This is a genomic window from Niallia sp. FSL R7-0648, assembly GCF_038007005.1.
Taxonomy (GTDB): Bacteria; Bacillota; Bacilli; order Bacillales; family Cytobacillaceae; genus Niallia; species Niallia circulans.
Genome location: NZ_JBBOWE010000001.1, coordinates 3305995 through 3328760 on the forward strand (window position 1 = coordinate 3305995; position 22766 = coordinate 3328760).

24 protein-coding genes are annotated in these 22766 nt (G+C 35.4%); 8 read left to right on the top strand and 16 right to left on the bottom strand.

Annotated elements, in window-relative coordinates:
* The first annotated feature begins 1 nt into the window (after nt 1).
* The gene (locus tag NSQ89_RS16320; RefSeq protein ID WP_053215672.1) at nt 2-1015 is read left to right on the top strand and encodes an alpha/beta fold hydrolase; all 1014 of its coding nucleotides are present in this window, start codon (nt 2-4) and stop codon (nt 1013-1015) included.
* A gap of 65 nt (nt 1016-1080) precedes the next feature.
* Here NSQ89_RS16320 and NSQ89_RS16325 read toward each other — a convergent pair whose 3' ends face one another.
* Nucleotides 1081-2583, bottom strand: a complete 1503-nt coding sequence (locus NSQ89_RS16325) for a leucyl aminopeptidase (RefSeq protein ID WP_341132924.1) — start codon at nt 2581-2583, stop codon at nt 1081-1083.
* A gap of 477 nt (nt 2584-3060) precedes the next feature.
* Between NSQ89_RS16325 and NSQ89_RS16330 the strand changes: the two genes are divergently transcribed.
* Entirely contained in the window at nt 3061-3537 is a 477-nt protein-coding gene (locus NSQ89_RS16330; protein ID WP_095322189.1) for a divergent PAP2 family protein, read from the top strand.
* Between the two features lie 207 nt (nt 3538-3744).
* Here the strand turns inward: NSQ89_RS16330 and NSQ89_RS16335 are convergent, their stop codons facing one another.
* A complete protein-coding gene (locus NSQ89_RS16335; RefSeq protein WP_047942231.1) occupies nt 3745-4452 on the bottom strand; it encodes a 3D domain-containing protein in 708 nt (235 codons plus the stop codon).
* Between the two features lie 333 nt (nt 4453-4785).
* On the opposite strand from NSQ89_RS16335, the gene NSQ89_RS16340 reads away from it, so the two are divergent.
* Entirely contained in the window at nt 4786-5778 is a 993-nt protein-coding gene (locus NSQ89_RS16340; RefSeq protein WP_095322188.1) for an NAD(P)/FAD-dependent oxidoreductase, read from the top strand.
* A 158-nt stretch (nt 5779-5936) separates the two neighbouring features.
* Here the strand turns inward: NSQ89_RS16340 and NSQ89_RS16345 are convergent, their stop codons facing one another.
* Nucleotides 5937-6302 (bottom strand): HesB/IscA family protein, encoded by a 366-nt coding sequence (locus tag NSQ89_RS16345; RefSeq protein WP_082138323.1) that lies wholly within the window; start codon nt 6300-6302, stop codon nt 5937-5939.
* A 315-nt stretch (nt 6303-6617) separates the two neighbouring features.
* Here NSQ89_RS16345 and NSQ89_RS16350 point away from each other — a divergent pair, with 315 nt between their 5' ends.
* Nucleotides 6618-7304: a DUF2225 domain-containing protein gene (locus tag NSQ89_RS16350; protein WP_047942234.1), complete on the top strand. Its 687-nt coding sequence runs from the start codon at nt 6618-6620 to the stop codon at nt 7302-7304.
* Between the two features lie 50 nt (nt 7305-7354).
* On the opposite strand, the gene NSQ89_RS16355 is transcribed toward NSQ89_RS16350, so the two are convergent.
* On the bottom strand, nt 7355-7591 hold the full coding sequence (locus NSQ89_RS16355) for a DUF1450 domain-containing protein (RefSeq protein WP_047942235.1): 237 nt from the start codon (nt 7589-7591) through the stop codon (nt 7355-7357).
* Nucleotides 7592-7817: 226 nt separating this feature from the next.
* Between NSQ89_RS16355 and NSQ89_RS16360 the strand changes: the two genes are divergently transcribed.
* Nucleotides 7818-8891, top strand: coding sequence for an NAD(P)/FAD-dependent oxidoreductase (locus tag NSQ89_RS16360; RefSeq protein ID WP_328283365.1), 1074 nt, complete (start codon nt 7818-7820; stop codon nt 8889-8891).
* 203 nt (nt 8892-9094) lie between these two features.
* Here the strand turns inward: NSQ89_RS16360 and NSQ89_RS16365 are convergent, their stop codons facing one another.
* Nucleotides 9095-9418: a YuzD family protein gene (locus NSQ89_RS16365; protein WP_047942237.1), complete on the bottom strand. Its 324-nt coding sequence runs from the start codon at nt 9416-9418 to the stop codon at nt 9095-9097.
* Between the two features lie 167 nt (nt 9419-9585).
* Between NSQ89_RS16365 and NSQ89_RS16370 the strand changes: the two genes are divergently transcribed.
* On the top strand, nt 9586-9822 hold the full coding sequence (locus NSQ89_RS16370) for a NifU family protein (protein ID WP_047942238.1): 237 nt from the start codon (nt 9586-9588) through the stop codon (nt 9820-9822).
* 51 nt (nt 9823-9873) lie between these two features.
* Here the strand turns inward: NSQ89_RS16370 and thrB are convergent, their stop codons facing one another.
* The 4 genes from thrB to yutH all read right to left on the bottom strand — a co-directional run bounded on the left by thrB (nt 9874) and on the right by yutH (nt 14581).
* Nucleotides 9874-10794, bottom strand: a complete 921-nt coding sequence (thrB, locus tag NSQ89_RS16375) for a homoserine kinase (RefSeq protein ID WP_047942239.1) — start codon at nt 10792-10794, stop codon at nt 9874-9876.
* A complete protein-coding gene (gene thrC, locus NSQ89_RS16380; protein ID WP_047942240.1) occupies nt 10791-11852 on the bottom strand; it encodes a threonine synthase in 1062 nt (353 codons plus the stop codon). The genes thrB and thrC overlap by 4 nt, the downstream gene beginning before the upstream one ends.
* The gene (locus NSQ89_RS16385; protein ID WP_047942241.1) at nt 11852-13150 is read right to left on the bottom strand and encodes a homoserine dehydrogenase; all 1299 of its coding nucleotides are present in this window, start codon (nt 13148-13150) and stop codon (nt 11852-11854) included. The genes thrC and NSQ89_RS16385 overlap by 1 nt, the downstream gene beginning before the upstream one ends.
* Before the next feature lie 429 nt (nt 13151-13579).
* Nucleotides 13580-14581 (bottom strand): spore coat putative kinase YutH, encoded by a 1002-nt coding sequence (gene yutH, locus NSQ89_RS16390; protein WP_047942242.1) that lies wholly within the window; start codon nt 14579-14581, stop codon nt 13580-13582.
* 194 nt (nt 14582-14775) lie between these two features.
* Here yutH and NSQ89_RS16395 point away from each other — a divergent pair, with 194 nt between their 5' ends.
* A complete protein-coding gene (locus tag NSQ89_RS16395) occupies nt 14776-15267 on the top strand; it encodes a phosphatidylglycerophosphatase A family protein (RefSeq protein ID WP_095259312.1) in 492 nt (163 codons plus the stop codon).
* Between the two features lie 67 nt (nt 15268-15334).
* Here NSQ89_RS16395 and NSQ89_RS16400 read toward each other — a convergent pair whose 3' ends face one another.
* From NSQ89_RS16400 to lipA, 5 genes are all read right to left on the bottom strand, one after another.
* Nucleotides 15335-16111: a TIGR01457 family HAD-type hydrolase gene (locus NSQ89_RS16400; RefSeq protein ID WP_047942245.1), complete on the bottom strand. Its 777-nt coding sequence runs from the start codon at nt 16109-16111 to the stop codon at nt 15335-15337.
* 120 nt (nt 16112-16231) lie between these two features.
* Nucleotides 16232-16669 carry a DUF86 domain-containing protein gene (locus tag NSQ89_RS16405; RefSeq protein WP_047942246.1) on the bottom strand — a complete coding sequence of 146 codons (438 nt, stop codon included), beginning with the start codon at nt 16667-16669 and terminating at the stop codon, nt 16232-16234.
* A 22-nt stretch (nt 16670-16691) separates the two neighbouring features.
* A complete protein-coding gene (locus NSQ89_RS16410) occupies nt 16692-17987 on the bottom strand; it encodes an EAL domain-containing protein (protein ID WP_047942247.1) in 1296 nt (431 codons plus the stop codon).
* 312 nt (nt 17988-18299) lie between these two features.
* Nucleotides 18300-18572, bottom strand: coding sequence for a YutD family protein (locus tag NSQ89_RS16415; protein ID WP_047942248.1), 273 nt, complete (start codon nt 18570-18572; stop codon nt 18300-18302).
* Nucleotides 18573-18946: 374 nt separating this feature from the next.
* Entirely contained in the window at nt 18947-19861 is a 915-nt protein-coding gene (gene lipA / locus NSQ89_RS16420; protein WP_235844501.1) for a lipoyl synthase, read from the bottom strand.
* Nucleotides 19862-20145: 284 nt separating this feature from the next.
* On the opposite strand from lipA, the gene NSQ89_RS16425 reads away from it, so the two are divergent.
* Entirely contained in the window at nt 20146-21105 is a 960-nt protein-coding gene (locus tag NSQ89_RS16425) for a M23 family metallopeptidase (RefSeq protein ID WP_341133167.1), read from the top strand.
* Nucleotides 21106-21157: 52 nt separating this feature from the next.
* On the opposite strand, the gene NSQ89_RS16430 is transcribed toward NSQ89_RS16425, so the two are convergent.
* The gene (locus NSQ89_RS16430) at nt 21158-22252 is read right to left on the bottom strand and encodes an HD-GYP domain-containing protein (protein WP_061799077.1); all 1095 of its coding nucleotides are present in this window, start codon (nt 22250-22252) and stop codon (nt 21158-21160) included.
* Nucleotides 22253-22453: 201 nt separating this feature from the next.
* Entirely contained in the window at nt 22454-22756 is a 303-nt protein-coding gene (locus NSQ89_RS16435; RefSeq protein ID WP_095320549.1) for a YunC family protein, read from the bottom strand.
* Nucleotides 22757-22766: the final 10 nt, after the last annotated feature.

Sequence of the window (22766 nt, forward strand, 5' to 3'; positions counted from 1 at the left end):
TATGGCAAAAAAAAGTCTAGCTAAATTTATTCATACCTTATCGTACGATCCTGCCGTTGGACAATCAGAAAAATATGCCATTTGGAAAAAAAACAAAGCAACTTTATGGTATTACCCTTCTAAAGAAAGAAAATATAAAGAATCGATTTTTCTTGTTTATTCAATCGTGAATAAACCATATATTCTTGACTTAGGTCCCTCCATGAGTTTAATTGAGGCATTTAATAACGCAGGGTATGATACGTATTTAATTGATTTTGGGATTCCTGCATACGAGGATCGTCATTTAACCATTGATGATTATATAGCAAAGTATATTCAACCAGGTTTTAAACGAGCGATGCGACATGCTAACTCCGATTCCTTTACTGTCATTGGTTTTTGTTTAGGAGGAACACTTGCCAGCATATTTGCAGCATTAGATAATCGTTATATTAAAAATTTAATTCTTGCGGTGTCTCCAATTAACTTTTCCGATTTTCCGGACTATGATAAGTGGCTGAATGCTCTTCGCGAAAATGAACTGCACCTTGAGGAATTAATCGATAAAATGGGCATTGTACCTCCTGAATCGGTTAAATATGGAACTAGGTTACTTGTTGCTCCTCTTTCCTTCAGCCATTATTTAGCACTTTTAAATCGTTCTGGCGAAGAAACATACTCGGAAAAATGGGCACGAATGAACAAATGGACACTCGATCATATCCCTGTAGCTGGGGCAACGTTTAAACAACTTATGAATGACTTTGTCAGGGACAATAAGATGATTGAGGGTGGTTTAACAATCAATGGAGAAGAGGTTGATTTGTCTAACATTCACTCTAATTTACTTGTATTTTCCACCAAGAATGATCCTCTTGTTCCAAGTTCTCTCTGCGAACCAATTATGGATCTTGTTTCAAGTCAAGATAAATCCTTTGTTTTATTTGATGGCGGGCATGCTGGTCTCGTTGCGAGTACTCATATGCCAGAACCAATGGAAAAGTGGCTGCAAGCACATAGTACCCCCCTATAAAAAACCAGACCCCATCAATCGATAAAATGGGGTCTGGTGATTTCTTCTATAGATCTACGTATTTTCTATTTTATATTTTCAAATCTTTCTACAAACAATGCTAATGTTCTAGTCATAGCGCCTGTTCCACCTGGCTGACCTAAATCAGTAGCCTTACTTTGTGTAGATGTTCCAGCAATATCTAAATGAACCCATGGCGTTTCCTCTGCAAATTCGCCGATAAAGGCACCACCCATGATTGCATGACCAGCGGCACCTGGTGAATTATTTAAATCTGCAATCGGACTATTGCGCACTAATTTCTTATGACTCTCAAAAATAGGCAGTCTCCACATTTGTTCCCCTGCTTCATAGGAAGCTTCTAACACCTGTTCAAATAAAGATTCATTATTCGTCATTGCACCTGTCGTTTCCATTCCTAAAGCGGTAATTACTCCACCTGTAAGGGTTGCGACATCTACAAGGTAGTCAGCGCCATGATGTTTTGCGTAAGTTACTGCATCTGCTAAAACTAAGCGACCTTCTGCATCTGTATTTAATACCTCAATTGTTTTTCCACTCATCGATGTGATAACATCATCTGGTTTAAACGCATTACCACTTATCATATTATCAGTAGATGGAATAACTGCAACGACATTTTGTTCTGGTCTCAATTCTCCAATAATCTCCATTGCTCCAAGAACTGCTGCTGCACCGCCCATATCCGTTTTCATACCGACAATACCAGTTTTTGTCTTAATAGAATAACCACCTGTATCAAAGGTAATCCCTTTTCCTACTAAGCCGATGACATCTTCCCAGTTATCTTTTCCCTGGTATTTCAGCACAATCATTTTAGGAGGCTCTGTCGAACCTTGGTTCACAGCAAGCAATGCACCCATACCAAGCTTTAGCATATCTTCTCTCTCTAATATTTCTGCCTCAAAGCCATATTTTCCCGCTAATTCTAGTGCATAATTAGCTAAATCTGCTGCTTTTAACATATTCCCTGGCAGGTTAACTAGCGTACGCGCAGAGTTTGTTGCCTGACCATATACATACCCTACTTTTAGCGCTGACATAACTTCCTCTTCCTCTACATGACTATAAACAGTAATTTCTGTAATCTTTTTTTCTGGTTCATTTGATTTTTGTTTATAACCTGAAAACTCATAGGTAGCAAGACCAAACGCTTCACTGCTTGCATGAGCAACATCTTGTGCATCATTTTCCTCTGATACAAAGGAATCCAAGTATATAGCTGTTTCCACCCATTTTTCACTAGTAATGCGTTTAAAGGTTGCTCCAAAAATTGCTTTTAGCTCATCAAAGGTCAGTTCTTTCTCTTTTCCTAATCCAACAAAAATAATTCGTTTTGCTCCAATTTTTCCAAAAGTATGTATAACCGTAATGGCCTTTTTCTTTGCTGAAATATCCCCATCTTTTACTAAACTAGTTAATTCTCCTTCAAACTGTTCGTCTAGTAATTGCAGCTTACCTTCTAATTTAATAGACTTATCAAATAATCCAATAATAATATTTTCATGATTATTTTGAAAATCCCATTCTTTCTGATATGAAAACATAATTAATTCCTCCATTCTATTTCTTCTTCTATTATAACGAATTTATTTATCATTTCGTATATCTAATTAAATTTACATCATCCATTTCTAAATGATAATGCTGCATTCCTAAAGATTAGCTCCAGCTGAATGATTTATTTTGAAAATCAACTTTCTTATAAAAGGTACCAAAATGTAAAAAGATTTTTCGAATTTAAGTAGAAAGCACAATATTTGGTTATGTTATAATAAGATAAGTGGAAAAGCAAAGAGAGCATTGAAAATTGCTCTCAACCATTTAAAAATGAATCGCATTTTTGTTTTTCCATGGCTTTGAAAGCAAATAATACAGAATGAAATTCATTTTAACCCTATATCTAGCTCCACTGTCTACCTCCTTATTTCCATTAATTCTCCTTATATGAAAGATTAATAATGAGTTAAATAAGGTATACATACTAAAAGTACATATTTTTCACAGAATGATGAGGTGTTTTTATGGAACTACTAGCTAACTTTCCTTTACTTGCGAGTTTGGCTGCAATCTTTTTTGCGCAATTTGTCAAAGTGCCAATCACTTTTTTTGTTACGAAAAAAATTGACTGGTCTTTGTTAACTAGTACAGGAGGAATGCCAAGTTCTCACTCAGCAGCTGTAACTGCTCTTTCTACTGGTGTGGCTCTGCAAACAGGCTTTGATTCACCGATCTTTGCAGTTGCTGCTATTTTTGCAATAATCACCATGTTTGATGCTACAGGCGTTAGAAGACAGGCAGGAGAACAAGCAATTGTTTTAAATCGCTTAGTAAACGATTTTAATAAGTTCTTAAATGAAGCAAAAGGATGGCAAAACAAACCGGAGCAGGAAAAAAGAAAAGAATTAAAAGAATTGTTAGGACATAAACCGATAGAAGTATTTTTTGGTGGACTAACCGGAATTCTATTGACGCTTGTTTTACATATGCTAATTTATTAACCTTGACTTTATAAATACAAATAAATACTGCTTAAGATATTATATTCTAAAGCAGTTTTCGGACTGTCGACAACATAAAACTGCTTAAGCTATTCTAAAGCAGTTTTATTTATTCTAAAAAAGAAGGATATCCTAAAAATCAACTAACATTTTTTTGTTAGGACCTTGATTTTAGGATATCCTTTTTACTTGTTAATTAGTATGTAATTATTTATTTTCTGCTTTTGTATACTGTTGACGGAATACTTGCATAGATTCTTCTTCATTTAATGCACTTAACGTTTCTTCTGTTAGTTTGCCTTTACCCATTTCCACTATGTATACATCTATTGTTTTCTTGCCCCATTGACTATATACATCTTGTACGGTTTCATAGTATAAATCTAATCTATTGCCATTAATCGCTGAACCAGTATCTGCCACAACCCCAAATCCATAATCAGGGATAAAAAGAATAGTTCCAATTGGAAATACACTAGTATCAGCAGCTATGGTACTATATAAATCTCTTTTTACTTTTACACCTGAATAGGTAATACCGAATTGTGGATGCCCTGGGTTCTTGCCAGTTGACTCATATCCAGCGGTATAGCCTGTTGCTATCACCCGTTTTGTCGGATATTGTGACCAATCCTTCATATTTTCTAGCAAAGGGGGTTTACCTGCAACCTCTTTACTGGATGAAATTTGTGTTTTTTCCGCCAATGCTTTTTTAAAGCTTTTTAATGCTACACTCATTTGTTTTATTGTATGATCAATATGACCGGTATCTTTACTTACCTGAGATTGTTCGTTAGTACTAATATTTATCGAACTCGCCTTAACACCTGAAATCGATTGGAACGTGGTTAGTAGTGCTGCCATTAAAAGTAGAACCATTCCTACTCTTCTAAAAAACTTTTTATAATAATTCATATTTTTCACTCCTCTCAAAACTATTCATTTCCCATATTCAAAGAATTTATTCATAAAAAGGTTAAAAGCAGAACTTTCCCCCTAGTAAAATACCAAAAAAATACAAAAAAACATCGATTAGAAGCTTCTAATCGATAATTTCTACATTATTTTCCGAATTATTCTATTACCAATAAAAGTTAAAAGTTGGAAATTCTTTATTTTATAAAATTTATGAGTAGGATGGTGGTCCTAGATAGCTTTCAAAATTGGAAGATTAAAAAAGTGAGAAATCATAATCATTATGATATGATAGCTTGTAGAACTGATCTTTATTAGGAGGGTTTAGGAAAATTGGAAGAAAATCAAACCATTTATGATATTACTGTTATCGGTGGTGGACCTGTAGGCATGTTCACTGCTTTTTATGGAGGGATGAGACAAGCAACCGTTAAAATCATCGAGAGTCTCCCTACCCTTGGCGGTCAGCTTACAGCACTTTATCCCGAAAAATATATATATGACATTGCTGGATTTCCAAAAATTCGTGCTCAAGAGTTAGTCGATAATTTAGAAGAGCAAATGAAAAAATTTGAACAGTCTATCGTACTAGAACAAGCTGTTCAAACAGTGGAGAAACAAGGTGACGGTATATTTAAAATTACTACCGATAAAGAAGTCCATTACTCCAAAACAATTATTATTACAGCTGGAAACGGAGCTTTCCAACCTCGTAAATTAGAGTTGGAACAAGCGAAAGAATATGAAGGAAAAAATCTTCATTACTTTATCAATGACTTAAATCAGTTTGCAGGGAAAAAGGTAATGGTGTTTGGTGGTGGAGATTCTGCTGTTGACTGGGCATTAATGCTAGAGCCTATTGCGGATACTGTTTATTTAGCACATAGACGTGATAAATTCCGTGCACATGAGCATAGTGTAGAAAACCTTAAAAATTCAAAAGTAAACATCAAAACTCCTTATATTCCTTCAGAGTTAGTAGGAGATGAGGAAATCAAACAAGTGATTCTTGAAAATGTAACAACACAAGAAAAAGAAATTATTGATGTAGATGCAGTTATTGTAAACTATGGATTTGTTTCTTCTTTAGGCCCAATTAAAGAATGGGGCTTTGAGATTCAAAAGAACTCTATTGTTGTTAACAGCAAAATGGAGACAAATATTCCAGGTATCTATGCAGCTGGAGACATATGCACATATGATGGAAAAGTGAAATTAATAGCTACAGGTTTTGGCGAAGCGCCTACAGCAGTCAATAATGCTAAAACATATATGGATCCAAAAGCTCGAGTACAGCCTCTTCACAGTACTTCTTTGTTTAAATAACCTTTTCTAAAGACTAATGATAATCAGTTGTTTTCTCTCAATGGTTTGGAAAACAACTGATTACATTCAGTCTTTTTTATTAAATAAAAAAACCGCTGTGTCATGAAGACCAAAAGGTGTTCATGACACAGCGGTGTTCAACTTTTAAAGCTTTGTTCTTAACACTCTTCTGGTGTTCCAGCCACTTTCGCTGTACGGAAAGAAGACCCGCAGCCACAAGATGCAATCGCATTAGGATTGTCGATGGTGAATCCGCCGCCCATTAGGGATTGCTTGTAATCAATTTTTGTTCCTTTTAAAATAGGGCCATCGTTTTGATCAACTAACACACGAATGCCATATTGCTCAAAAAGTTGGTCATTTTCTTCTTTATCCGGTGAGAAACCCATTCCATAAGATAAACCACTGCAGCCTCCACCTTTTACTGCTACTCTTAAGTAGGAACCTTCTTCATCGTTCGCCTTCATCATTTCTTTTATTTGAAGAGCAGCGGCTTCTGTTATGTGTACAATTTCTTCTGTCACTGTTCATTCTCCTTTCGTCCTGTTATTACTTCTTATTATATTATATACCGCTAATCAAAACTACTCAACTGAAGGGACCTGTGTAAAACATGGTAACAAAACAGGTCTATGTGATAATCTGCACGAACATTTTTCAAGTATTTTCGATTAAAACATTATTATCGTTTACTGTTCCCACTTTGAAGAAATCCCTTAATATAATATAGACTTTTCACCTATCTGTAAAATTTTTATAGGGAATATTACTCACGATAAGGTATAATAAAATATATAAATATCTAGCCTTTTTACCTAACAACAAAGGGAGTGAGAAATGTGAACAAAATCGAACCGTTATTTGATAAGCAATGTACCTGTTTGCTTTGTCACACTAAATTTACAACAAAAAAATTACGTTCAAGATTTGTCAAATTGAAAAATTTAGATACAGATTTCTTTCCTGTCTATGCTGAGCATAATCCACTCCTTTATTACATAAATGTCTGTCCTGCTTGCGGGTTTTCTTTTAGTGATGATACAGTTTCTTATTTTTCTCCAGAAAGTAAAAGGATACTAATCGAAAAAGTATGTTCCCAATGGATTCCACATTCCTTTGGAAAAGAACGTAACATAGAGGATAGTATTAAAACATATAAATTAGCTGCTTATTGTGCTTCTTTACGGAAGGATAAGCATATTACCCTTGCAGGACTCCACCTGCGGATTGCATGGCATTATCGTATGTTAAATAATCATAAACAAGAGAGGCGTTTTATATCCCTTGCATTATCAGAATATGAAACTTCCTATTCTGTTGGTGACTATCAGGGAACTCCTGTTTCAGAATTAAGAACCATTTATTTAATAGCAGACCTTTCCAAGCGGACAGATAATCTAGAAAAAGCTACAAAATATTATTCGAAAGTAATCGAGCAGCAGAGTAGGACAGTGGAAACACAAATTGTCAAGCTGGCAAAAGAAAGCTGGCAGGAAATAAGAGACAGGCAAAAAACCTTCATCTAAAAACCGCTTATATCAGTGAATTAATTTTAAACACACTGATATAAGCGGTTTTATGTTGGATTTGCCTTCAAATATTGATAGATATTCTCAACAAGCTCGTTTACATCTTTCCCTTTGACTACTTCACCATCTACTAACGCAAATAACGAATCGCCACATTGCCCACAATAACTTAAACACCCATAGTCAATCACATCTAAAGAATCATCCTGTTCAAGACATTCTTTCGCTTCATATGCGCCTGATGCTAGGTTACTCGCACAAAATTCAATTAGCGGTTTAAACAAACATCTCACCTCCCTCTGAATTATACAGGTTTTTCTTAGTGTTGAACGCAAAAATTGTCTGATTTCATACTTCCTTTCTTAATCTGTAAGGGGAAAAGTCATTTTCCTTCTATAATGAAGAATAAACAGTCCTAACCTTTTAATATACTCTAAAAGGAGCAGATCTAAAATTACGAACTAATTTTTAAAGAATAGATTTTCTCATGAGCACACTAAGGGGGAAAAAATGAAAAAATTAATAATATTAGGCGGCGGTTATGGTGGTATGCGTGTTTTATCCTCTATCATACCTCATTTACCATATAATTTTATGGTCATATTAATAGATAAAGTCCCATTTCATTTTCTAAAGACAGAATATTATGCTCTTGCAGCTGGTACTGTACTGGATAAAACCCTACAAATTCCTTTTCCTAAACACCCTCAAGTAAGCATTATACAAGCAGAAGTGGAAAAAATTGATTTGGAAAACAATAAAGTTTGGTTAGCGGGAAGAAATCCGATCGATTATGATGATTTGATTATTGGACTTGGCTGTGAGGATAATTATCACCAAGTCGAGGGCGCTAAAGACAACACTCATAGTATTCAATCCATCAATAAATCCAAACGAACACATAAGCAGCTCCATAGCTTGTCTCAGGGGGCAAAGGTAGCAATTATCGGCGGCGGCTTAAGCGGCGTTGAGTTAGCAGCTGAATTAGCTGAAAGTAGCAGCCTGCAAATCACACTTTTGGATCGTGGAAATACCATATTATCTTCTTATCCTAAAAAAGTAAGAAACTATGTAGAACGATGGTTTACAGATAGAAAGGTTAATCTTATCAAAAATAGCAATATTACTTGTATAAAAAAAAATACAGTTTATAATCATGGAATCCCACAGCATTATGACTGTATTGTTTGGACAGCTGGGATTCACCCAAATAAAGTTGTACGGGAACTTGACGTGGAAAAAGATAAGAAAGGACGCATTCTCTTATCCAAGCATCACCACCTTCCTAATAATGAGCATGTTTTCGTAGTTGGTGATTGCGCAAGCCTTCCTCATCCTCCCAGTGCACAGCTTGCAGAAGGACAGGCAGAACAAATTGCTTTTGTTTTAATTTCTCGTTGGCAAGGGAAAGTACTACCTGATTATATGCCGCCAATCAAGCTAAAAGGGGTCCTTGGGTCATTAGGAAAAAAAGCCGGTTTCGGACTTATTGCCAAAACCGCTTTAACAGGAAGAATTCCACGCTTAATTAAACATGGAGTGCTATGGAAAGATAAAAATAATAAAAATAAAATTAACGACTAGTAAAAGAATGGGAGTGTGTCACACTTATTCCAGCTTAAGATAACGCTGGAACAAGAAAATACCAATAATATTCCCTATCGATTTTAATCGATAATAAGAGTTATAGTTATCCTTCTAGACTGAATATACTTCCTATTGTATCGATAGCCATGTGTATTCAGTCTACTCCATTATTTCTGAAAAAACGGATACAATTTTAACCATTAAGCACTAGTATATCCGTATTTCTCAAATTCTGCATAAATTTTCTTCAACTTCGGATTACCTTCGCCTACAATCTCTCCCTCAATTACTACTACTGGATAGAATAAATCTTCCTCTATAATTTTCTGACAGAATTTATTTTTATCTTCCGTATAATTGGCTTGAAAAATATCATAATATTTAATCTGAAAAGTTTGCTCTGGAAATTTTCTACTTAATGCAGCCTGGAGCCATTCATATGTGTCCTTAGAAGATGGCAGGTTAACACAGCTTGCACAAATTTGTTCTGCTCCATAAATACTTACTTCAATTTCCTTTTTCAAATAAACTCTCCTCCATGGGATAGACAAGCTTGCCTATCCATTATTTTTCCGGTATTATAGGGTTTTGTTATATATCCAATTTTTTGTTTATTTAATTCGTGTTTCTTGATTATAGATTTTTCATCCTAATGTGATTATAATAAATAATAGGAAAGGAGTCGATATGTATGCAAGAAGTTGAAATGAAAGAACAAGTCCAAGAAGTACTAGATAAATTACGTCCATTCCTTTTAAGAGATGGTGGAGACTGTGAATTAGTGGATGTAGAGGATGGCATTGTAAAACTACGCTTATTAGGTGCTTGCGGAAGCTGTCCAAGTTCTACTATTACTTTAAAGGCTGGTATTGAACGTGCTTTATTAGAGGAAGTACCAGGCGTTTATGAAGTAGAACAAGTATTTTAATTTTTGATGAGAAAATGCAGAAAGAGGATGCAATTGCATCCTCTTTCTTTTTTATTTAACTTCTGTTGCAAGTACTCCGGAGCAAGTACTGCCTTTCTTGTCTATTTCCAATGGGAGGAAACGCATATCAGGTAATTTCGGCGCTAATCCATCTATTAACGTATTCATTTTCCCTGGTTCTACAAAACACAATACTGTCGGTCCCGCTCCACTTAAAGCCACCCCATAAGCACCTAGCTCGCAGGCATGTTCTTCCATTAGCTCTAAGTGCGGTACTAACTCTTTCCGATATGGCTGATGATACTTGTCCTTTTTCATCATTTTTCCAGCAAGTTTCCTATTACCTGTAAGCAGTGCCGCAACTAATAGATTAGATACTGCACCTGCTGAAACAGCTTCAGCGAAAGAAAGAGTGTCCGGTAAAACTCCTCGTGAAGACTTTGTTAATAGCTCTTCTGCTGGAATCACAGCTAGTACTTCCAAATCTACCGAATGAATGATTTCTGCATCTACTTCTTCTCCTAATTGACAGCCAACAACTAAGCCGCCGAAAATACTCGCTCCAACATTATCTGGATGCCCCTCCATTTTGGAGGCAATTGCAAATTTCTGTTGTTTAGTCAATTGTAAATTACCAACTTGATCTGCTAGTTCAATTCCTGCCACAATAGCGGAAGCACTAGATCCAAGTCCTCTTGCTAAAGGAATATTACTATTCACTTTTATTTGACAAGGAGGAAGAATAGTATGAAATGATTTCGCCACCTCGATCGCTGTTTTAATAATGAAATTACTTTCATCACTTGGAAATTCCTTCAATTCATCTGTTAACGGAATAACCTCCCAACAGTCACTTTGAACAACTTCCAATGTTAAATATAAGTTTAACGCTAGTCCAATACTGTCAAAGCCTGGCCCGAGATTAGCAGTACTCGCTGGGACTTTAATTAGCAGCATCTCTCCTTCGTTCATATATGAACGACTCCCTTAATGTGATTAGCTACTGCTTTTTCATCATTAGGTAATACTACTGGCTTAATTGGACTTACATCGATTGCTGTATTCGGATCTTTCAAGCCATTTCCTGTAAGGATCGCTACTATTCTACTTCCTTTAGGAATTTTCCCATTTTGAATATGCTTATAAACACCTGCAATCGATGCACAAGAACCTGGCTCAGCAAATACCCCTTCTTTTGCAGCAATCGTACGATATGCAGCAATAATCTCTTCATCTGTTACTTCATCAATAATTCCCTTGGACTCTTCTTGTGCTTGAACAGCCAGCTTCCAGCTAGCAGGGTTACCAATTCGAATGGCTGTAGCAATTGTTTCTGGATTTTCAAATACGCGATTATGAACAATCGCTGCTGCTCCAGCCGCTTCAAAGCCGTGGATTTTCGGCAGTCCTGTTTGCTTTATTTCGTGGTATTCTTTAAATCCTTTCCAATAAGCACTAATATTTCCAGCATTACCAACAGGAATTGCCAATATATCTGGCGCTCCTCCTAATTGGTCACAGACTTCAAAAGCAGCTGTTTTTTGTCCTTCTAAACGATACGGATTCACTGAATTAACAAGTGCAACTGGTTCTGTTTCACTAATTTTGCGTACCATCTGTAATGCTTGATCGAAATTCCCTTCAATCGCAATAATCTCAGCACCATACATAACAGCTTGTGCTAATTTTCCCATCGCGATTTTTCCTTCTGGTATAACGACAATACAGCGCATCCCTGCACGTGTAGCATAGGCAGCTGCTGCAGCTGACGTATTTCCCGTAGAAGCGCAGATAACGGTTGAGTTTCCTTCTTCCTTTGCTTTAGCTACAGCCATGACCATTCCTCTATCTTTAAAGGAGCCAGTTGGATTAGTTCCTTCCGTTTTGACAAATAGCTCTACGCCCCATTCCTCAGACAACTTTTCCAGCTTAATTAAAGGTGTGTTTCCTTCATTCAGTGTTAACATTGGTGTCGATTCATTTATTGGTAAATACTCTTTATATTCTTCTAAGAGACCCTTCCATCTCATTACTTTGTTCCTCCTTCAACTCGATAAGAACTTTTAACTGTTCGAACAGATGATAAGTCCCTTAATTCTAATAAAATATTCTCATAGTTTAATAAAGACGCATGGTGTGTTACTAAGACTATTTCTGCCAACCCTTTTTCCTTCACTGGTAACTGGAGGATCTTCTCAAAGCTGACTCCATGCTGGGAGAAGATAGATGTAATTTCCGCAAATACTCCAACCTCATCCACTACTTGCAGTCGTAAGAAATATTTAGAAAACATTTCGTCTGGCTCTTTTAGCTTCTTTTTAAATTGTGGAGCGATTGCACCTTTTCCATTAACGCCCAAGCGCATATTTTTCAAAACATTCACTAGATCCGATACAACGGCTGTTGCAGTTGGTAAGCTTCCGGCACCAGGTCCATAAAACATCGTTTCTCCAACCGCTTCTCCATATACATAAACAGCATTATACTCATTATTAACGGCTGCCAATGGATGGCTGTCGACAATAAAAGTAGGCTGGACACTAACTTCTACTTTTTCTTCCTGTCTTTGAGCAATACCAATGAGTTTCATTGTATATCCTAACTGCTTTCCATACTGTATATCGTCATCTGTTACATTCGTTATGCCTTGTACCTTTACATCTTCCAAGCCAATATTCATCGAAAAGCCTAAAGTTGCTAAAATAGTCATTTTTCTTGCTGCATCCAGCCCTTCGACATCAGAGGTAGGATCACTTTCCGCAAAACCTAATGCTTGCGCTTCTAAAAGAACATCCTCATACGGTCTTTGCTGTTGACTCATCTTCGTTAAAATAAAATTAGTTGTTCCGTTCACAATTCCCATTAATTTAATGATACGGTCAGAAGCTAACCCATCTACTAAACCTCTTAGAATAGGAATTCCACCAGCAACACTTGCCTCATAAAATAAATCACAATTATTTTGGGAAGCTGCTTGCAGTAGCTCTGCTCCATGTACTGCCATTAAATCCTTGTTAGCCGTTACTACTTGTTTTTTATTTTTTAAGGCTTTTAGCAGGATGTTCCTTGTCTCTTCAATCCCACCCATTACTTCTATAACCACATCTATTTCAGGATCATCTAATATATCATTAGCATCAACTGTTAAGAGAATATCATCGGTTATCTCTACTTCTCGTTCTTTCTTTACATTCTTGACGAGTATTTTTTTTACCTGCACTGGACAGCCGACTTGATGCATGATTTTATCTTGATGATTTTCAATAATTTTTACAACGCCGGATCCAACAGTTCCTAAGCCGAGTAGTCCAATTGAGATTGCCTCCATCTGTTTACCTCCCGTTGATGTTCTTTTTACGAGAACAACTGTCTTTGTATAGTAGACATTATAGTGTTTGATTCCTTTTTTTACAAGGGGTGTTTAAACATTCTTTTAAAATTTTTATTTTAAAAGAATAAGAATAGCTTTTCCCTTTTAAAAAGAATATTTGTGCTCGTTTACTTAATGAATCCATTATATAGGAAGATGCTAAAATTCCAAAAGAAAAATTATAAATTTTATGTATATTTAGATTTTTTAAGCAGTGAGTCGACGAAGCGCTCGTCGCTCACTCCATGGAAAAGAAACTGTATTCATAAAAAAAACCAGACAACATACGAAATTCCCATGAACATCTCCGTATAATTGTTAGGATTTTCCTTTGTTTTGAACACTTATATCCCTGACTATTTAAGCCCTTCGCTCCAAACCAATTATTTACAACCAGGAAACAATAGGGATTTTCAATGTTTTAACTGGCACTTCTGTGTTGTCATAAAATTCTTTCAGAAATATTTCTAAATCCCTCGACTGGCTGAGCATTTTCTTTAACCGTTCTTCTAGAAATAGACGGTCCGCCTCCTGTATAGCAGAATAATAATTTTCGATACATTCCACATAATGAATGGGGAATAACAGCCTTGCATATATTAATCTCCATGCAAAAGAACTTAGGGGCATAACACTTTGATACTCCTCATAAAACGTCTTTACTTCTCGATGATATGTTTTGATATTTCGAAAATATCGATCTCTTGTCCATTCAGCAAGATCTCTTCCACAATGATCAAACACCCAATCAAATGGATTTTTAATATAATATTCTCCTGCCCATGTGTCTTTGGTAAAACGGTTATAACAAATTGTTCCACTATCTACAGCAGTTGGATCATCATCTAGCTCTGTATCGACAAGATACTGAATGGCATTCTCAGCAATCCCCATATAATATGGAAAAGATTCTAAAAATAATTGATCGAATTCACTTTCTGGCTGTTTGTATAACATACTGTTCCAGAAACCCTCCAATTGGCCCAATCTTTGTTCCCACATACTCTTCCACTGCCCCATTCTACTTATTTTTTGGACACCAAATGGTACAGTTCTGCCTCTAAAATGAAACTTCCCCAGTTTTCGCCCTAATTTCCGAGATTGAAAGGGACGTAGTCGTTCATTCATAAGCACACAATAAAGCTGCTCATTCATTTCAGTATGTTTGCTTCCTTCTTTTGACTCTAATAACATGCTGACATGTTTATCACCAATCTGATAGATATGTGCAGCAATTTGGTCTCTTTCTGTTAGTTCTTCTTCCTCTATATTTCCTACTGGGACAATAGTATACAGTTTTCCTTTGCTTATACAAGCTTCATAATGACCGACTCTTGTTTCTTCTTCTACATCAATTCCATACTTTGTCGATAAAATTTTCTTAATCATGTCTTTTCCTCCTCCTCGTTATTCTCTCTTTTAGAAGTATATGACAAGGAATGTTAAAACTTGTTAAGAGGATACAAATCATGAATTGCCCCTATTATGGAAACAATAGCTGTAAGGAACATCTAACAGCCATCATGCATATAATAATAAACACTGTGAATACATAGTGAATAATTAAAGAAAAGGTGAAGTTCATGTCATTAAAAGACCTAACAGAAAAAACAGCCAGAAAGTGGTTACATGAACGTGGAGTCGAAATAGAAGACATAGCGAAGCTTGTTTATCTCTTACAAGAGAAATATCATAAAGATTTACAAATGGAAGACTGTATTCATAATGTCGAGCGCGTTCTTTCCAAAAGAGAGGTTCAAAATGCTGTTATCACAGGGATACAATTAGATGTACTCGCTGAAAAAAAGCTCCTGGAATCTCCCCTGCAAGAAATTGTCGAAACAGATGAAGGGCTTTACGGGGTAGATGAAGTGCTTGCTTTCTCGATTGTAAATGTATATGGTTCCATCGGATTTACTAATTATGGCTATGTAGATAAATTGAAACCAGGCATTTTACAAAAGCTAAATGATAAGAGTTCTGGTGAATGCCATACCTTTTTAGACGATATTGTCGGTGCTATTGCAGCAGCAGCTTCAAGTAGACTAGCTCACCGTGCTAATGGGGAAGAATAAGTCACCTTGTAAAAAAAAGACGTTTCATACACTGTAAACAGTAGCGAAACGTCCTCTTTATATGACCTTATTTTATTATAGCCCACTCACTTAAGCTATCAACCGTGTAGGTTGGCTTGACAGAATATCCGCTTAGTTGCTCTTTCGTTGTAACTCCTGTATACACGAGAAGTGTATCCATCTTTGCATTGATGCCTGCCATAATATCTGTTTGATAATTATCGCCAACCATCAAGACGTCTTCTTTCGGCAGATCTAATAATTTGATTGCTTGATCTACAATAATTGATTCTGGTTTGCCGACAACAACAGGCTGTTGCTGAGTACTTACCGAAATAACAGAAGTTAAGGCACCATTTCCAGGTAATAATCCTCGCTCACTTGGCAAAGCCGTATCCCCATTTGTAATGACAAATTGTGCGCCATTTCGGACTGCTAAGCATGCCACTGTAAGCTTTTCATAGGTAATCTGTTGATCAAGTCCAGCAACCACATAATCAACATTTTCTGAATCCTTCATTAACTTCAAGTCTTTTTCCTCTAAAGCGTGCTGAAGTCCTTTTTCCCCTATCATAAACACATTTGCTCCAGGGGATTTTTCGACAATATAATTAGCAGAAGCCATGGCGGAAGTAAATACTTCACTCGCTTTTGCCGGTATTTGAAACTCCTGTAGTTTTTTGGCCACTTGTTCTGGTGTTTTTGTCGAATTATTGGTGACATATAAATAGGGAATTTGCGCAGCAATCAATCGCTTAACAAATTCAGCTGCCTCTTCAATTACTTCTGTTCCCCGATACATTGTTCCATCTAAATCTATTAAATACCCTTTATACGCTTTCATTAAGAAAATCCTTTCAATTGCTATGTATTAATTCAGGAACTATTTAAAAAAGCACGTTGCTTTTTTCACAGCTTGAAAATTATTCTTTATTAAATTAAAATCATTTTCTTTAAAAATAATCTAATTTCTAAATGCAGAAACAGGTCCTAATTCATGAATTAAGTATTCTTTTACAGATGGAGCAAAGGCTTTTATGGAGAGTAGCTTCGCTTCAAATACTGCAATCAATCCCTTATGATCAATATTAGTATACTGATGTACAAGCTGTTTGCGCCAAAGAATGAGTTCCTTAATGTCTTTTCCTATTTCCATAGTAATAACTTTTTCATCAATAAGTATATCGACAATGTCGTCATAACTGCCCGGATCCCTCATAATAAAACCATCAATCATACTATTTCCTACATCTAAGATGACTTCAATCATCATATGTGTCAATCTTTCAAGTGCCACTTTCTCAAGAAATGTATTCCACGTTTCTTGCGTTTCAAACTGACTGATGAGCTCATGGTAATAATTTAACTGTTCTTCTATTTTTTCTCGGTCCACAAAATACATATTCCCTTACTCCTTCCGCATACTATGAGATTTGTAAATGGTTACTAAGACTAGTAGGCTTGGCGTAAAAATATCCTTGAGCTAAATCCACTTTATTTTTCGATAAAACAGAGGCTTCCTCTGCATTTTCAATTCCTTCTGCTACCACAACGGAGCCCACTTCTTTTGCAATAAGAAGAAGTCCTTGGAGCATCGATTCCTTTACTGAATTTTTATCAATATTCTGGATTACAGAACGGTCAATCTTAATAATATCTGGCATGATTTCACTGATGGAATTCAGACTAGCATAACCCGCGCCAGTATCATCAACTGCGATTAAAAAACCAAGCATTCTTAAAACCTTTAGATTTTTAGCAAAATGCTCTAACCCTTCAAATGAATCTCTTTCTGTAATTTCAATTGTTATTTTTTTCGGGGAAATCCCTTTATACCTACGAATTACGCTCTTTATATCTTTAATAAATCTTTGGTTACCAATTGTGATTGGTGTAAAGTTAATAAAGATATTATGCCTCCATTTTGTTTGCTGGATTTGTTCAAAAGCTTTATCAAGAACAATCATTTCAAGATCATACAAAAACTTCGTTTGCCTTGCTAAAGAGAAAAGTTGAAGTGGATTTTCTAACGGTGTTCCTTCTGGGCCTCTTGTCAGCATTTCACAAGCGTGAATTTTATTTGTTTCTACATCCATAATTGGTTGTGCCAATAAACGGATGCTTTTTTTCGCCACAATATTACTCAAAGTATAGACTAATTTATTGAATTCCGGATCAGTTCTTTTATGTGCCATTGCAAGGGCAAATTCATAAGCCGTTTGAATAGCATCAGAAAGATAGGTATATTTATTCTCGATAAACATGTATCCTGTATGAAATTCAGGCGGAATGCTCCCAATTTCACGAAAGTCATTTTCCACATTATGTATAATATCTTTAATTAACCCATCTATTACTGGTAAACATTCGGATCCTTGTTCCCATTTCATAAACATGGTTAAGCCGTTCGGATTATAATCATGAATAGCAATGATTTCATTAGAAGCTTTTAATTGTATCGTTTTGCCAAATAATTTTTTTAGCAATCGAATATATTGTCGAAAATCTTTTGCTTCTAATTGTTGCTTTATTCTATGTAAATTCGATATATCTATTACAATAACAGCTACCTCATATCCTTTTATCATCGCTTTTTGTACTTGATGAATAATAGGGTCTCGTAATACAAATGATGGAGGAAAATACTTAATAAGTTTTGCCGGAAGAAGTAATTTTCCCCAATTAAATAATCTTGAACAGACATTCTCTTGATATTTCATAGCCCCATTCCTCTCAAAATGCCAACTTTTTCTGTCATTAAAGCAAATTAATTCTCTTTAGATGGACTTTTCCTTACTTCTATTGCTACAAGACTTACAATTAGAAGCAAAAAGTCGCATTGGGGAATTCAAATGGTAAGATAATCATTCATGGCTTTGCTTAAGAAACTGAGTTAGATGGATTTCCTTACACTTGGATAAAGATAAGTAATCATTAACAAAACAGTTTCTCCATTTGCTAAGCCAGTCCATTTCTTGTTTTCTTTCTGAATGGAAGCTCCTTCTTCAAGATCAAAATAAAGGATAACCTTTTTATTTTGTTTTTTTCACGACAAAATAGGCACAGCCAAAATTACAATACTCATATAAATATTCCGTTAACGTGCTTATTTTCGTGTCAAAACTTGATTTTTGATTATGATCATCAAAAAAGCCACGTAATCTTAATTGTCCATAACCCCAATCTCCGACAATATAATCGTATTTCGTTAATATGTCACTATATCTATTTTTAAATGCTTCTTCATTAAAACCTGATTTTCTTTCTTCAATCAGTTCATAACAATGATTATTAATACAAACCAATCGTATCACCTCAAAACCTGTATATATTTCCTAAATATAAAACTTCCAGCCATGCAGCTTTGCTTTTTAACTTTACTGATAATTAGTTGAACTATTCGTATCTTGGTATAAATAGTCCAATTATAACATTGCTCACTATCATTATAACCTTAGGATAGATATTTACATAGCACTAACAATAAAATCTTCCTATAAAAATACAGAATTTTTATTCTATACTGTTAAATACCTTTTGATTATGGGCTGATATTCTTAATTAATTCTGGTTGAATAAAAAAAACCCAAACCATTATACGAAATATTTTTAGTATCTCCGTATAATGGTCTGAGCTAATGTTCAGCGGAAAATTTATCCCTTTAGTCTTATTCTTTATTTATGCTTCTTTTGCATGTTCAGCCATTTGCTGATTTTTTTTCGCTTCGTTTACTTGCTCATCTGCGTGATAAGATGAACGAACTAATGGACCTGCTTCACAATGGCTAAATCCTTTACTTAAAGCAATCTCTTTTAACTCTTTAAATTCATCTGGATGATAATATTTTTGTACTTTTAAATGTTTGACAGTTGGTTGTAAATATTGGCCAATGGTCATAATATCCACATTATTTGCTCTAAGATCATCCATTGTGGCGATAATTTCTTCTTTCGTTTCCCCTAACCCAACCATAATACTAGACTTAGTAGGAATATTAGGCTGCATCTCTTTTGCTCTTCGTAAAAACTCAAGAGAACGATGATATTTTGCTCTGGCACGTACTCTAGGGGTCAATCTTTCTACTGTTTCAATATTATGGTTCAAGATATCTGGCTTAGCATCCATTAATAATCGAAGGTTTTCTTCTACCCCTCCCATATCAGATGGTAATACCTCAATGCTGGTGAATGGATTTTTTCTGCGAATGGCACGAACAGTTTCTGCAAATACAGCTGCTCCGCCGTCTTTTAAGTCATCTCTTGCAACAGCAGTAATAACCACATGCTTTAAGTTCATTGCAAACACAGAATCAGCAACTCTTTCTGGCTCTTGCCAATCTAATTCAGTCGGTAATCCTGTTTTGACTGCACAAAAACGACAGGCTCTTGTACAAATAGCTCCTAAAATCATAAATGTTGCCGTTCTTCTAACTGCCCAGCACTCATGAATATTTGGACATTTTGCTTCCTCACAGACTGTATGTAGCTGCTTTTCCTTCATCATTTTTTTCAAACCTGTATAATTTTCATTCGTATTCAATTTAATTTTTAACCATTCAGGTTTGCGCAAATATTCTTGTTTTTTTTCTGACACCACATTCATCTCCTAGTAAAATAATTTTCATCATTTTTACTTAAAAAACAGTATTGTATAACAGCTATCCCTCAGATTTTTTTGTATGTTATACACAGTAAAAGGATTGTCTCTTCTTCATTTGTCACTTTAACATAATGGAAATGCGTCTACAAGTTATTCATTTAAAATGATTACCATTAATTGATAATTATTTTTTTTGATATAAGTCACAAAATATAACGACAGAATAAGAAGGGAGGGACTAATCTTTGCACAGGTTAATATTTATAATCATTATTCTTATGTTTTTACTACCTAACACCGTCACATATGCTAATGAAAAAATGAATGACCCTTACACAAAAAGGATGGAACTTTATAAAAAAATAGAAGCATTATATCATATTCCTTGGTATTATCTAGCGGCTGTCGATCAATATGAGCGTAACATTCGCTCTTCAAGAAAAGATATCCCTAAGGCAAAGGGATACACTGGGATTTATTTTACGAAGGAAGAATGGGCTGGTATTATTAATCCCAATCCAGAGGATGATAACCCTTTAACCATTCCTTTATTTGGAGGACTTGGTGCTGACGGTGATGGAGATGGAAAAGCAGATAGATTTAATGATGAAGATATCCTTTCCGCATTCTCCAATTATATAAGTCAATATGGCATTGATGAGGATAACTTTAAAATCGGATTATGGAACTACTATAAAAGGGATAAAACTGTTAGCATCATAATGGGAAAAGCAGCCATATACAACCACTTTGACAGATTAAATTTAGATGATCATGCCTTCCCTCTGCCATTAAGAAGTGATCATAGCTATCGCAGTACTTGGGGGGACGCCCGCGGCTGGGGAGGAAAAAGAATTCATGAAGGTACAGATATTTTTGCAGACTATGGAGTCCCTGTAAAAGCGACTTCCTATGGTATTGTAGAAATGAAAGGCTGGAATAATTATGGCGGATGGCGCATCGGAATAAGAGATATTAATAATAATTATCATTATTTTGCCCATTTAAATGGATTCTCGAAAGAGATTCAGGCTGGAATGGTCGTAGAGCCAGGGATGATTATTGGTGGAGTTGGAAGTTCAGGATACGGACCGCCAGGAACCTCAGGAAAATTCCCTCCTCATCTACATTATGGTATCTATAAAGATAATGGCTATACAGAATGGTCCTATGATCCATATGCACATTTACGATTATGGGAAAGACAAGAAAAGATAAAAACAAGAAAGAAAAAATAAATTACTTACTTGGCGATAAGGATCTACTGCTTCATTCTTATCGCCTTTATGTTCACAAGGGATTTTGGAGAGAATCACATTGCGTTATGACAATTGAAAGATTTTCCTTTAAATTCAAGTCATATGGAGGAATTTCTTTTCCCTCTCTTTCCACAATTCGTATAATTGGTCTTTCATTCATCCCCTTATTTTGTTTACATACAATCCCTTTTTCTCCATTGCTTAGCATAACACTTAACCCATTAGGATAAAGGACTATCGCTCTTCTAAATGCTTCAACAATTTTTGCATCATATAGATAACCTGATCCTGTATACAAAATCTCTAGTGCTTCATGTGGTAATAAAGCATCATGATAGACGCGATTAGATGTAATGGCATCAAAAACATCTGCTACAGCAATAATTTTTCCAAACAAATGAATATCTTCTGCTTTTATGCCTCTCGGATAGCCAGAACCATTTAATCGTTCATGGTGCTGGTAGGCACAATGACTAACGAGTAAAGGCAGTGTCTCCACTTTTCTTAGCATCTCAAAGCCTGCTTCAGCATGACTTTTTATAATATCAAATTCTTCTGCCGTCAACTTTCCTGGTTTCAGGAGAATTTCTAATGGAACTGTCATTTTACCAATATCATGTAAAATAGCCCCAAGCCCTAAGATTTCCATCTGCTTCGGCGGAAGTTTTAACTCTAAACCTAATGCCAACGAGTAAATAGTTACATTTAAGCTATGCGAAAAAATATAATTATCATATAGATAAACATCAGACATAACAGAAGAAAGATGTTCATGATTTTTTAATTCCAATAGTACTTTTTCAACCAAATTTTTAAAAACCGGTGTATTCTTCTCCATCACCATCGAAATATTATCAGCATCCGCACTTTTTATCATATCAAAACTTTTCTCAATAGTTTGCATCGCTTCCATCTTAACTTGCTCTGAGATAGCATCATTCACTTTAATATCCTTTGTATTTTTATCTTCTAAATAAACATAGCTAATACCAAAGTCAAGCAGCCTTTTAATCATCTTTTGCTCTAATCTTATCCCGCTATTTATTAACACTCTTCCGCGATCATTTAATATAGGCTTAGCTAAGATTGCACCTTCTTTTATATTCTTTGTCCCAACTAATCTCATGCTTTAATAGCTCCTAATAATTTATATAGTACCTATTATATCGTACTTTTGCTTCTGTTTCTTTATACCTATAAAGAAAAGTAAAATTTATAAGAAATTGTCTAAATGCAGGGATATTCATTTCCTTCTCTTCCAAAAAAGAAGGTTTAACGAAAGGGGGCTCCCCTCTGATTCGTTAAACCTTCTTAACCTCTTTATCCTTTATACCATTTTCAATAATGCTTCTCTTCCAATCATCCCTTTATGAATTCCATATGCTTCTGCTTCTATTGTCACTGACTCTAAGGGTGCATTTAGCAATTGTTCAATCGTTTTCACACCAACAGCTCTACCAGCAATAATTTTCCGGTCTTTCAGCTTATCATTTAACAATGCCACATCTAAAGCACCGCACATAATGTAGCCTTTATCATTTTTTACAGCAAGCAAAGTAGTTTTAGGCAATAATACCGAGACCGCAATAAAAGTATGTCCATTGATATCAACAGGATACACATCAATCATAATACTCTGT